This is a genomic window from Streptomyces sp. NPDC090025 (genome assembly GCF_044748125.1).
In the GTDB taxonomy this organism is placed as follows: Bacteria; Actinomycetota; Actinomycetes; order Streptomycetales; family Streptomycetaceae; genus Streptomyces.
The window spans coordinates 253,971-266,483 of the sequence record NZ_JBIVFL010000003.1; the positions used below are offsets into that span (position 1 = coordinate 253,971).

General features: G+C 71.1%; 12 protein-coding genes. All 12 read right to left on the minus strand.

What is annotated here, in order from left to right; all coding sequences use genetic code 11:
* Positions 1-22: 22 nt before the first annotated feature.
* The gene (locus ACIPXM_RS10505) at positions 23-1,090 is read right to left on the minus strand and encodes a DivIVA domain-containing protein (protein ID WP_401654135.1); all 1,068 of its coding nucleotides are present in this window, start codon (positions 1,088-1,090) and stop codon (positions 23-25) included.
* Between the two features lie 67 nt (positions 1,091-1,157).
* A complete protein-coding gene (locus tag ACIPXM_RS10510) occupies positions 1,158-1,448 on the minus strand; it encodes a YggT family protein (protein ID WP_401654137.1) in 291 nt (96 codons plus the stop codon).
* An 84-nt stretch (positions 1,449-1,532) separates the two neighbouring features.
* Positions 1,533-2,156: a cell division protein SepF gene (locus tag ACIPXM_RS10515; RefSeq protein WP_401654139.1), complete on the minus strand. Its 624-nt coding sequence runs from the start codon at positions 2,154-2,156 to the stop codon at positions 1,533-1,535.
* 137 nt (positions 2,157-2,293) lie between these two features.
* A complete protein-coding gene (locus ACIPXM_RS10520; RefSeq protein WP_401654141.1) occupies positions 2,294-3,013 on the minus strand; it encodes a YggS family pyridoxal phosphate-dependent enzyme in 720 nt (239 codons plus the stop codon).
* A gap of 24 nt (positions 3,014-3,037) precedes the next feature.
* Entirely contained in the window at positions 3,038-3,766 is a 729-nt protein-coding gene (pgeF, locus tag ACIPXM_RS10525) for a peptidoglycan editing factor PgeF (protein ID WP_401654143.1), read from the minus strand.
* Positions 3,763-4,971, minus strand: coding sequence for a cell division protein FtsZ (gene ftsZ, locus ACIPXM_RS10530; protein ID WP_401654145.1), 1,209 nt, complete (start codon positions 4,969-4,971; stop codon positions 3,763-3,765). The genes pgeF and ftsZ overlap by 4 nt, the downstream gene beginning before the upstream one ends.
* A gap of 278 nt (positions 4,972-5,249) precedes the next feature.
* Positions 5,250-6,005: a cell division protein FtsQ/DivIB gene (locus ACIPXM_RS10535; protein WP_401654147.1), complete on the minus strand. Its 756-nt coding sequence runs from the start codon at positions 6,003-6,005 to the stop codon at positions 5,250-5,252.
* Positions 6,006-6,084: 79 nt separating this feature from the next.
* Positions 6,085-7,173, minus strand: coding sequence for an undecaprenyldiphospho-muramoylpentapeptide beta-N-acetylglucosaminyltransferase (gene murG, locus ACIPXM_RS10540; RefSeq protein ID WP_401654149.1), 1,089 nt, complete (start codon positions 7,171-7,173; stop codon positions 6,085-6,087).
* A gap of 6 nt (positions 7,174-7,179) precedes the next feature.
* Positions 7,180-8,520 carry a putative lipid II flippase FtsW gene (gene ftsW / locus ACIPXM_RS10545; RefSeq protein ID WP_401654151.1) on the minus strand — a complete coding sequence of 447 codons (1,341 nt, stop codon included), beginning with the start codon at positions 8,518-8,520 and terminating at the stop codon, positions 7,180-7,182.
* A 55-nt stretch (positions 8,521-8,575) separates the two neighbouring features.
* Positions 8,576-10,030 carry a UDP-N-acetylmuramoyl-L-alanine--D-glutamate ligase gene (murD, locus tag ACIPXM_RS10550; RefSeq protein WP_401654153.1) on the minus strand — a complete coding sequence of 485 codons (1,455 nt, stop codon included), beginning with the start codon at positions 10,028-10,030 and terminating at the stop codon, positions 8,576-8,578.
* Positions 10,012-11,082 (minus strand): phospho-N-acetylmuramoyl-pentapeptide-transferase, encoded by a 1,071-nt coding sequence (gene mraY, locus ACIPXM_RS10555; RefSeq protein WP_401654155.1) that lies wholly within the window; start codon positions 11,080-11,082, stop codon positions 10,012-10,014. Before mraY ends, murD begins: the two co-directional genes overlap by 19 nt.
* The gene (murF, locus tag ACIPXM_RS10560) at positions 11,079-12,509 is read right to left on the minus strand and encodes a UDP-N-acetylmuramoyl-tripeptide--D-alanyl-D-alanine ligase (protein ID WP_401654157.1); all 1,431 of its coding nucleotides are present in this window, start codon (positions 12,507-12,509) and stop codon (positions 11,079-11,081) included. Before murF ends, mraY begins: the two co-directional genes overlap by 4 nt.
* Between the last annotated feature and the right edge of the window lie 4 nt (positions 12,510-12,513).

The following is a 12,513-nucleotide window of genomic DNA, read 5'->3' on the forward strand; positions in this document are numbered from 1 at the left end:
CTCAGCGCGCGGTCCGGCCGCCTCAGTTGTCGTCCTCGTCGATCAGGAAGCCGCGCATCGGCGCCGGGGCCTGCTGCATCGGCTGCGGGGCCTGCGGGCGGACCGGAGCCATCGGCTGGGTCATCGCCGGGGACATCTGCTGCTGACCGCCGTAGGACGGGGCGCCGCCCATGGTGCCGTTGCCACCGTAGGACGGGGCGCCCGCACCGGCCGAGGCCATCGACGGGGACGGCGGCAGCGACGCGGCGGCCGGGGTCCGCGGCGGGGCCAGCGAGTCGTCCGCCTGGGTCTCCAGCTGACGCAGCTGCGACTCCAGGTAGGACTTCAGACGGGTCCGGTACTCACGCTCGAAGCCTCGCAGGTCCTCGACCTTGCGCTCGAGGGTGGCGCGGGCGGACTCCAGCGAGCCCATCGCCACGCGGTGCTTCTCCTGCGCGTCCCGCTCCAGGGCGTCGGCCTTGGCGCGGGCGTCCCGCTCCAGGCCCTCGGCGCGCGAGCGCGCCTCGCCGACGATCTTGTTGGCCTCGGAACGGGCCTCCGCGATCGCCTGGTCGGCGGTCTGCTGGGCCAGCGAGAGGACACGGGCGGCGCTGTCGCCACCGGGGGCCTGCGGGGCCGGCTGCATCTGCTGCTGCGGGTGACCCATCGGGCCGCCCTGCATCTGCTGCTGCGGGTGGCCCATGGGGCCGCCCTGCATCGGACCGCCCTGCATCGGGCCGGGACCCATCGGGCCGCCCTGCATGGGGCCCGCGGGAAGCTGCGGGGCACCGGACGGCAGCTGCGGCGGGCCCATCTGGGGGCCGCCCTGCTGGACCGGCGGACCGGATATGGCGGCGGGCACGGGGGCGCCGGGACCGACGGGACGATCCTGCGGCTCCGGCGGCTTGCGCATGCCCTGCTGCTGGTTCTGCGCGGCGGCCCGGGTCGCGGCGGCCAGCTTGGCGCGCAGGTCCTCGTTCTCGCGGAGCAGTCGGGTCAGTTCGGCTTCGACCTCGTCGAGGAAGGCATCGACCTCGTCCTCGTCATAACCTTCTCGAAGCCGGACGGTCGTGAACTGCTTGTTCCGCACGTCCTCGGGGGTCAGCGGCATCTCTTCTTCACCTCTACGTAGTCGTCGGCAGTCGGCAAGACCGTATCGTCCACAGTTCCCTCCACCCTCACCTCGCGAGGTTGCTCACGACGGAGATCAGGATGTAGACGACGATCATCAGAACGAAGAAGGACAGGTCGAGTGCCACGCCCCCGAGGCGCAGCGGCGGGATGAGCCGCCGCAGAAGCTTGAGCGGTGGATCGGTCACAGTGTAGGTGGCCTCCAGGACCACCACCATCGCCTTGCCGGGTTGCCATGACCGGGCGAACTGGAAGACGTAGTCCATGACCAGCCGGATGATCAGGAGGACGAGGAAGCACATCAGCGCGATGTAGACCACCTGCAATGCGATGCCCATTCCCGCGCTTCCCTCTCCCCTGGCTCTCTCGTGCTCTCACTTGTCCGGCCGCTCCCGCGGCCGGCCGTTCTCGGTCTCGTGTTCTCAGCTCTGGTTGAAGAATCCGCCCTCTGCGATGCGGGCCTTGTCCTCCGCCGTGACATCGACGTTAGCAGGAGACAGCAGGAAGACCTTCTGCGTCACGCGCTCAATGCTGCCATGGAGCCCGAACACGAGCCCGGCGGCAAAGTCGACAAGTCGCTTTGCGTCGGTGTCGTCCATCTCGGTGAGGTTCATGATCACCGGGGTGCCCTCGCGGAAGTGTTCCCCGATGGTACGGGCCTCGTTGTAGGTCCGCGGGTGCAGCGTGGTGATGCGGTACGGCTCCCGCTCGGACACGACCTTGGGCATGATCACCGGTGCGTTCTTCTCCAGGCTCGGACGTTCGGGTGTGATGGATGCCACGGGGGCAATTCGGGCCGGACGTCCGCTCTCGGCGGGTACCGGTACAGAATGGGACACCGGTTCACGGGGAGCGGGCGGCGCCACCACACGCACCGGTTCCTCCCGCTCGACCTGCCGCGGGGGTTGGTGGTGGTGCCGGTTGCGCTCGGGTTCCGGCTCCAGCTCGGGTTCGAAGTCGTCGTCGGGATCGAATCCCCGGCCGTCGTAGCCATCGTCCTCCACGAGGCCGAGGTAGACCGCCATCTTGCGCATCGCGCCGGCCATTCTCTGCATCCTCCGCTCTGTGGTGGATCGCCCTTACCGATTTCGCAGTGTCACCAAGTGCCCGCGATCCACGGGTCCGTCCGCCTTTCCGGCGGATTGACCATATTTTCTGCTGTGGTCCGACTTGCTTCGCGACGTTACCCGAGCTTCGGTCGGACGCCGAGCACCGCCGTACCGATGCGCACATGTGTCGCTCCGGCCGCCACGGCGTCCTCGAGGTCCGCACTCATCCCTGCTGACACCATGTTCGCAGTTGGACGAGTGACGCGCAGGTGAGTCGACAAATCCATCAGCCGCTCGAAGGCGGCCCGTTGCCGTCCCGCGTACGGACCGGCGAGCGGTGCCACGGTCATCAGGCCGGCCATCCGCAGGCCGGGCGCGGCGTCGAGCGCCGCGGCCAACTCCTCGATCCCGTCGGGCGCCACCCCGCCGCGGTCGCCGCGCTCGCCGGACCCGGCGTCGAGGGCGACCTGGACCAGGCAGTCGAGGGTCCGCTCCGTCTTCTCGGCGGTGGCGGAGAGAGCGGAGACGAGCCGCAGCCGGTCGACCGACTGCACCACATCGGCATAACCCACCACGGAACGGACCTTGTTGGTCTGCAACTGACCGACGAAGTGCCAGCTGAGGTCGAGATCCGCGCAGGCGGCGGCCTTGGGGGCGGCGTCCTGGTCCCGGTTCTCCGCGACGTGCCGCACCCCGAGCTCGTGCAGCAGTCGCACATCGCTCGCGGGATAGGTCTTGGTGACCACGATCAGGGTCACCTCGTCACGGGCCCGCCCGGCGGCGGCGCACGCGGCGGCGATGCGCTCCTCCACCTGGGCGAGGTTGGCGGCCAGTTCCGTCTTGCGGTCCGTCATATCTCTTCCCAACTCGACCAGATCTCAAGAAAGCCAGACATATCCCGCGAGTCGCCCCGTGGTGCGATCGCGGCGGTACGAGTAGTGGTCCGCGGACTCCAGGGTGCAGACCCCGGCGGCCGACACGTCGGTGACGCCGAGCCGGGCGAGCTGCGCGAGGACCCCGGCGGTGACGTCCACGGCGGGGGTGCCCCAGGAGGTCTCGGCGTACGCGTCCGGTTCGGCCGCGGCCACCTCGGCGCGCATCGCGGCGGGCACCTCGTAACAACGCCCGCAGACGGCGGGGCCGGTGCGGGCCGTGATCCGGGCCGGATCGGCGCCGCGCGCCACCATCGCCCGTACCGTCGCGGGGACCACCCCGGCCACCATGCCCGGGCGCCCGGCGTGGGCGGCGGCCGCCACCCCGGCGACCGGGTCGGCGAGCAGGACCGGGACGCAGTCCGCGGTGAGCACGGCGAGGGCGAGGCCGCGCCGGGTGGTGACGATCGCGTCGACGGACGGGATGCCGTCGCTCGCCCAGGGTCCTTCGACCTCGGCCACATCGGCGCCGTGCACCTGGTTCATCCAGACCACGGCCGCCGGGTCGAGCCCCAGCGCCCCGGCGGCCAGCGCCCGGTTGGCCAGGACGGCGGCCGGGTCGTCGCCGACCGCGCCGCCGAGATTGAGCCGGTCGTACGGAACGGCGCTCACCCCGCCCCACCGGTCGGTGAAGGCGAAGTGCGCGCCGCTCGTGTCGTAACGCTGCCCTATCACTTCAAGAAGTCCGGAACATCCAGCTCTTCGGCCTGGGTGTCCGGGTACGGGCGGGCCGGCGGGACCACCGGCGGGGCGACCGGCGGCAGCGAGGTCTCGACCGCCGACGGCGCGGGCTCGGCCGGGGCCTGCTCCTCGCGCGGGGTCACCGTGCCGAGTCCGCCGAGCGGACGGGCGGGCTCGGCGCGGGGCGCCGGAGCCGGCTCCTCGCGCTTGGCGCCGACCGAGCCGATGACGTTGTCCCGGCGGGCGGGCGGCTGGCCGCCGTCGAACCCGGCCGCGATGACCGTGACCCGGACCTCGTCGCCGAGGGCGTCGTCGATGACCGCGCCGAAGATGATGTTCGCCTCCGGGTGGGCGGCCTCGCTCACCAGCTGGGCGGCCTCGTTGATCTCGAAGAGACCGAGGTCGCTGCCGCCGGAGATGGAGAGCAGCACGCCGCGGGCGCCGTCGATGGAGGCCTCCAGGAGCGGCGAGGAGATCGCCATCTCCGCGGCGGCCACCGCGCGGTCGTCGCCGCGGGCGGAACCGATGCCCATCAGGGCGGAACCGGCCTCGGACATGACCGACTTGACGTCGGCGAAGTCGAGGTTGATCAGACCCGGGGTGGTGATGAGGTCCGTGATGCCCTGGACGCCGCTGAGCAGCACCTGGTCGGCCGACTTGAAGGCGTCGAGCACCGAGACCTGGCGGTCCGAGATCGAGAGCAGCCGGTCGTTCGGGATGACGATGAGGGTGTCGACCTCTTCGCGGAGCTCGGCGATGCCGTCCTCCGCCTGGTTGGCGCGACGGCGGCCCTCGAAGGTGAACGGCCGGGTGACCACACCGATCGTCAGGGCGCCGAGCGAGCGCGCGATGTTGGCGACGACGGGTGCGCCGCCGGTGCCGGTGCCGCCGCCCTCGCCGGCGGTCACGAAGACCATGTCGGCCCCCTTGAGGACCTCCTCGATCTCCTCGCGGTGGTCCTCTGCCGCCTTGCGGCCGACTGCCGGGTTCGCCCCGGCGCCGAGGCCGCGGGTGAGTTCACGGCCGACGTCGAGCTTGACGTCGGCGTCGCTCATCAACAGCGCCTGAGCGTCGGTGTTGATGGCGATGAACTCGACGCCCTTGAGACCGACCTCGATCATTCGGTTGATGGCATTGACACCACCGCCGCCGACACCGATGACCTTGATGACTGCGAGGTAGTTCTGCGGTGCTGCCACGTCGAAGGCCTCTCGCCTCGAGTTACGTGTCGCCGCTTCGCGTTGGTGGGCGCCGCGACGACGGATGCCGATTGGGACGGTCCATGACGCCGACCCAAACCCTAACGTTGAAGTTTAGGGTTACCAGTGTCTCTGTTCGCTGGACTCTTCCGAACAGGACACTAAGTCGACAAGTGGCGCACGTTCAACGAACACGCCGAACCTCCCGTTTTTCTTTTCACCCTATGTGATCACCCGTAGCGCTGGCCAACCAGGGGTCTGGCCAGCACGAATGAGCGTCAACTTCCTGATGACGCAGGCGCCGTGGGGGCACTTACATCGAAGTGCCCCGCTTTGGGAGTCGCCTTCATCAGGGCACCGAGAACCCGGGCCTTGACCGGCCCGTCCTCACCGCTGCCCCAGAAGACACTTCGCCCCTTGCCGAGTTCCAGAGTGATGGAGTCGAAGGACGTGATCCGGACGACACGGACGTCCTGGGCGATTTTCTCCGGGAGTTCGCCCGTCACGCCTACCGCGGTGCCGAGCAGCCGGTCCCGGTCGAAGCGGCGCAGGCTGGGCGAGGCGGCCACGTCGAGGACCAGCCGGGGAACACCGCGGGGCGGCGTGGCGACGGTCGCGAACCGCGCCGCCGTCGCGTCCACTTCGTCATATTTTCCGGCGTTCGCCACCACCAGGACCGGTCGCCGTTCGGTCACCTTCAGACCGATCCCGTGCGGCCAGGAACGCACCACGTCCACCGAGTCGATCCGCGGGAGTTCCGCCCGCAGCCGGTCCGCGATGGCGTCCGTGTCGACCGAGACGAGCGGCGCCCCGACGGGAACCGCCGCGACCCGCTCGACCTGCTCGGGGGTGAGCACCGCGGTGCCCGAGGTGCTCACCCGCTCGACCCTGAACCAACTGGAGCCGTACAGCGCCCAGACGCCGCCCGCCAGCAGGACGACGGCGCCGAACCCGATCAGCAGCCCCCGCGGCCCGGGCACCCGAAATCTCCGGCCGCCCGGCCGCGACGCACCCTCGCCCTTACCTGCGGACACGACCCACCTCTATTTCTGCCTCGCTCGGCGGGGCGCTTGAGCGGCCGCCGACGGTCGATCGTGCTCGGCCGCTCGGCGCCTAGCGGCGCGAGGCGATGGCCTCGCGCACCATGCCCACGAGCAGTTCGTCGGCGTCCCGGCGGCCGAACTCGGAGGCGGCACGGGACATCTCGTACAGCCGGTGCGGATCGGCCAGTACGGGCAGCACGTTGGTCTGCACCCACTGCGGCGACAGCTCCGCGTCGTCGACGAGGAGTCCACCGCCGGCCTTGACCACCGGCTGGGCGTTCAGCCGCTGTTCGCCGTTGCCGATGGGCAGCGGGACGTAGGCGGCCGGCAGTCCGACGGCGGAGAGCTCGGCGACGGTCATCGCGCCCGCGCGGCAGAGCATCATGTCGGCCGCGGCGTACGCGAGGTCCATCCGGTCCACGTACGGTACCGGCACGTACGGCGGCATCCCGGGCATGTTGTCGACACGCGGCAGTTCGTTCTTCGGGCCGACCGCGTGCAGGATCTGGATGCCGGAGCGCTGGAGCACCGGGGCGATCTGCTGGACGACCTCGTTGAGCCGCCGGGCGCCCTGGGAGCCGCCGGAGACCAGCAGGGTCGGCAGGTTCGGGTCGAGCCCGAACGCGGCGCGCGCCTCGGGGCGGACCCGGGCCCGGTCGAGGGTGGCGATGGAGTGCCGCAGCGGGATGCCGATGTAGCGGGAGTTGCGCAGCTTGGAGTCCGGGGTGGCGACGGCGACCGCCGCCGCGTACCGGGAGCCGATCTTGTTGGCCAGGCCGGGGCGGGCGTTCGCCTCGTGGATCACGATCGGCACGCCGAGCCGCTTGGCGGCCAGATAGCCGGGCAGCGCGACATAGCCGCCGAAGCCGACCACGCAGTCCGCCTTGGTGCGCTCCAGGACCTGCTCGGCGGCCTTGATGGTGCCGCGCAGCCGTCCGGGGACGGTGATCAGCTCAGGGGTGGGCTTGCGGGGCAGCGGGACGGCCGGGATGAGCGCCAGCTCGTACCCGCGCTCGGGGACCAGCCGGGTCTCCAGACCGCGCTCCGTGCCCAGGGCCGTGATCCCCACGCTGGGGTCCTGCCTGCGCAGGGCGTCCGCGAGGGCGAGCGCGGGCTCGATGTGGCCGGCGGTTCCCCCGCCGGCGAGGACGACATGCACCGAAATTCACCGCTCTCCGGACGGACGCTTCTTGACGCGCCGTCGCATCGACTTCCATCTCCCCCCGGCCCGCTTGCCCCAGCCGGGGCGACGCAGGTTCAGGGCCGCTCGCGCGGCGGGTTCCTGGCGCGCGAAGGCGATCAGGAGCCCGACGGCGAACATGGTCGGCAGCAGGGCCGATCCTCCGTAGGAGAACAGCGGGAGCGGGACTCCGGCGATCGGCAGCAGACCGAGCACCGCACCGATGTTGATCACGGCCTGCGCCGTGATCCAGGTGGTCACGCCTCCCGCGGCATACCTGACGAAGGGGTCCTCCGTACGTCCGGCCACGCGGATACCCGCATAGCCTAGAGCCGCGAACAGGGCCAGCACCGACAGCGTCCCCGCCAGACCCAGTTCCTCCCCGGTGACGGCGAAGATGAAGTCGGTGTGCGCTTCCGGGAGTTGGCCCCATTTTTCCACACTCGCACCGAGACCGGAACCGAACCATCCGCCGGACGCGAGCGCGTAGATCCCGTGCGCGGCCTGCCAGCACGGGTCTCCCGCGCCGCCCGGGTCGGTGGCGCCGAGGCAGCCGAAGCGTTCCAGCCGGTGCGGGCTGGTCTTGATGAGCACCGCGCCGATCACGCCCGCGACGGCCAGCACCCCGACGAACAGCCGGGTGGGCGCGCCCGCGGTCCACAGCAGGCCGAAGAGGATCGCGGTGAGGATGATCGCGGTGCCCATGTCACCGCCCAGCATGATCAGGCCGAGCAGCAGAAACGTTCCGGGTACCAGCGGGACCAGCATGTGCTTCCACTGCGTGAGCAGTTTCATGTCCTGTTTGCGGGCCAGCAGATCGGCCCCCCACAGGATCAGCGCCAGTTTGCCGAACTCGCTGGGCTGGAGCATGAAGGGCCCGCCCAGGGAGATCCAGTTCTGGTTGCCGCCGACCGCCACTCCTATCCCGGGCACCTGGACGAGCACCATCAGGAAGATGGCGCCGACCAGGATCGGGTAGGCGAGCGCCCGGTGCAGTTTCACCGGCATCCGGGAGGCGATGAGCAGCAGTCCGCCGCCGAGCAGTGCCGCGAAGAACTGCTTGCGGAAGAAGTACGAGGGCGCCAGGTCGTAGCGCAGCGCGGTGATCATCGACGCGGAGTAGACCATCACCAGGCCGAGCGCGGTGATCAGCAGCCCGGCGCCGACGATCACGTAGTACGCGGTGAGCGGCCGGTCCCAGGCCCTGCGGGCCTGTTCGTAGAGCCCGCGCACCCCGCCCGTACGGCGCTTGCGGGGCGGCGCGGGCGGGCGTCCGGCGCCGCGGGCTGCGGCGGGTCGGCGCGGCCCGGCGGTTCTGCTCGGCATGGTCGCTGTCCCCTCCAGTCGGATCCGGCCCGGCCGGACCTGTGCACCGGTCAGGTCAGGCGTCGCCGTCGGCGGCGGCGAGGGCGCGTACGGCGTCCGCGAACGCTTCGCCCCGCTTGTTGTAGTTGGCGAACATGTCCATCGACGCACAGGCCGGGGCCAGCAGGACGGTGTCCCCCGGCCGGGCGAGCGCGGTCGCCTCCCGGACCGCCGCGGACATCGCCCCAGTGTCGGTCCGGTCGAGGTCCACCACCGGGACCTCGGGGGCGTGTCGCGCCAGGGCTTCGCGGATCAGCGCCCGGTCCTGGCCGATCAGCACCACCCCGCGCAGCCGCTTCGCGGACGCCTGGACCAGCTCGTCGAAGGTGGCGCCCTTGGCGAGGCCGCCGGCGATCCAGACGATCGGGTCGTAGGCGGCCAACGACGCCTCGGCGGCGTGGGTGTTGGTGGCCTTGGAGTCGTCGACGTACCCGACGCCCTGGATCTCCTCGACCAGCTCGATCCGGTGCGGGTCGGGCCGGAAGGCCCGCAGCCCGTCCCGTACGGCCTGCGGCTCCACGCCGAAGGCGCGGGCCAGGGCCGCGGCGGCGAGCGCGTTGGCGATGTTGTGCGGGGCGGGCGGGTTCACGTCGGTGACCTCGGCCAGCTCCTGCGCGTTCTGCTGACGGTTGGGCACGAAGGCCCGGTCGACGAGGAGGCCCTCGACGACGCCGAGCTGCGAGGGTCCGGGGGCGCCGAGGGTGAAGCCGATGGCCCGGCAGCCCTCCTCGACGTCGGCCTCGCGGACCAGGTCCTCGGTGGCCCGGTCGGCCACGTTGTACACGCAGGCGACCTGGTTGCCCTCGTAGATCCGGCCCTTGTCGGCGGCGTACGCCGTCATCGAGCCGTGCCAGTCGAGGTGGTCGGGCGCCAGGTTGAGCACGGCGGCCGAGTGGGCGCGCAGCGAGGGCGCCCAGTGCAGCTGGTAGCTGGAGAGCTCGACGGCGAGCACGTCGTACGGCTCGTCGCCGAGGACGGCGTCGAGCAGCGAGACCCCGATGTTGCCGACGGCGGCGGTGCGCAGCCCGGCGGCGGTGAGGATCGAGGCGAGCATCCGTACGGTCGTGGTCTTGCCGTTGGTGCCGGTGACCGCGAGCCACGGGGCCGGCGGCCTGCCGTCCCGGGGCTCGCGCAGCCGCCAGGCCAGCTCGACGTCGCCCCAGATCTCCACGCCCGCCGCGGCGGCGGCCAGGAACAGGGGCTTGTCGGGCTGCCAGCCGGGCGCGGTGACGACGAGCTCGGTGCCGGCCGGCAGGGTCGCCCCGTCGCCGAGGCGGACGGTGATGCCGTCCGCCGTCAGCCCGGCGGCCTGCGCCCGGGAGCGCTCGTCGTCGCCGTCGTTGACGACCGTGACGACCGCGCCCCTGGCGTGCAGGGCGCGGGCGGCGGGGACGCCGCTCACGCCGAGCCCGGCGACGGTGACGCGCTTGCCCTGCCAGTCCAGCTGTTCGCTCACTTTTGGGATGCCCATCCGGCGTAGAAGAGGCCAAGGCCGACGATCACGTAGATGCCCTGGATGATCCAGAACCGGACGACGACAAGGACCTCGGACCACCCCTTGAGTTCGAAGTGGTGCTGGAGGGGTGCCATCCGGAAGACCCGCTTGCCGGTCATCTTGAACGAGCCGACCTGGATGACCACGGACATGGTGATCATCACGAAGAGGCCGCCGAGGACGGCGAGCAGCAGCTCCGTGCGGGAGCAGATGGCGAGACCGGCGAGGGCGCCGCCGAGCGCCAGCGAGCCGGTGTCGCCCATGAAGATCTTGGCGGGCGAGGTGTTCCACCACAGGAAGCCGAAGCAGGCGCCCATCAGGGCGGAGGCGACCACGGCGAGGTCGAGCGGGTCGCGCACCTCGAAGCAGGCGTTCGGGTTGGTCAGGGTCGTGGCGTTGGCGCACGACTCCTGGAACTGCCACAGCCCGATGAAGGTGTAGGCGCCGAAGACCATCACCGACGCGCCGGTGGCCAGGCCGTCCAGACCGTCCGTCAGGTTCACGCCGTTGGACATGGCCAGGATCATGAACAGCGCCCAGACCACGAACAGGACCGGGCCGATGGACCAGCCGAAGTCCGTGATGAAGGAGAGCTTGTCCGAGGCCGGGGTGTTCCCGCGCAGGTCCGCGAACTGCAGCGAGAGCACCGCGAAGGCGATGCCGACGATCAGCTGTCCGGCCATCTTCGCCTTGGCCCGCAGGCCCAGCGACCGCTGCTTGACGATCTTGATGTAGTCGTCGAGGAAGCCGACCAGGCCCATGCCGGCCATCAGGAACAGCACCAGGACGCCCGAGTAGGTGGGGTCCTCACCGGTGATGACCTTGGCGAGCGCGTACGCGATGATCGTGGCCAGGATGAAGGAGATGCCGCCCATGGTGGGCGTGCCCTTCTTCCCGGCGTGGCCGCGCGGGCCGTCGTCGCGGATGAACTGGCCGTATCCCTTGCGGGCGAGCAGCTTGATGAGCAGCGGGGTGCCGATCAGGGTCAGGAAGAGCCCGATGGCCCCCGCGAAGAGGATCTGCCTCATCGCCCGGCACCCTCACCCTCGGCGGTGTTCTCGAGCAGTGCCAGGGCGACCCGCTCCAGACCCACCGACCTGGAAGCCTTCACCAGGACGATGTCTCCCGGGCGCAGCTCACTGCGCAACAGGTCGACCGCCGCCTGCGCGTCGGACACGTGCACCGACTCCTCACCCCACGAACCCTCGTTATAGGCGCCCAGTTGCAGCCAGGACGCTTCCCTGTCCCCGACCGCGACGAGCTTGCTGACGTTGAGCCGGACGGCGAGCCGTCCGACCGCGTCGTGCTCGGCGAGCGACTCGTCGCCGAGCTCGGCCATCTTGCCGAGCACCGCCCACGTACGGGAGCCCCTGGACTGTGCAGACCTGCCCATGGCCGCGAGCGCGCGCAGCGCGGCTCGCATGGACTCGGGGTTCGCGTTGTAGGCGTCGTTGACGATCGTCACGCCGTCCGGACGCTCGGTGACCTCCATGCGCCAGCGCGACAGGGTGCCTGCCTCGGAGAGCGCGGTGGCGATCTCCTCGGCGGCCATGCCCAGCTCATGGGCGACGGCGGCCGCGGCGAGCGCGTTCGACACGTGGTGCTCACCGTACAGGCGCAAGGTCACGTCGCTGCACCCGGTGGGTGTGTGAAGCCGGAATGAGGGCTGTCCGCTCTCGGTGAGCCGGACGTTCTCGGCCCGTACGTCCGCTTCCTCCGTCTCGCCGAACAGCGTGACGCGGGCCTTGGTGCGGCTCGCCATCGCGCGGACCAGCGGGTCGTCGGCGTTGAGCACGGCGATGCCGCCCTCGGCCTCGGCCGGCAGCGCCTCGACGAGCTCGCCCTTGGCCTGGGCGATCTGCTCGCGGCCGCCGAACTCGCCGATGTGGGCGGTGCCGACGTTGAGGACGAGGCCGATCCGGGGCGGGGTGAGGCCGGTGAGGTAGCGGATGTGGCCGATTCCGCGCGCCCCCATCTCCAGGACGAGGTGGCGGGTGCCGGGTCCCGCGGTGAGCGCGGTGAGCGGCAGGCCGATCTCGTTGTTGAGCGAGCCCGGCGTCCACACGGTCGGCGCGTGCCGCTGCAGGACCTGGGCGATCAGGTCCTTGGTGGAGGTCTTCCCGGCCGAGCCGGTGAGCGCCACGACATCGGTGCCGAGGCGTCCGACGACCGCGCGGGCGAGGGTCCCGAGGGCCGTCTGGACGTCGTCGACGACGATCGCGGGCACGCCGACGGGGCGGGCGGCGAGGACCGCCACGGCGCCCGCCTCGACCGCGCGGACCGCGTAGTCGTGGCCGTCGACGTGCTCACCGGCGAAGGCCGCGAACAGGCCGCCGGGCTCGATCGCGCGGGAGTCGATGACGACCGGCGCGGTGACCAGGACGGCCGGATCCGGTATGTCGTGCGGCCGCCCGCCGACGATTTCGGCGATCTCGGCGAGGGAGAGGGCGATCACTGCT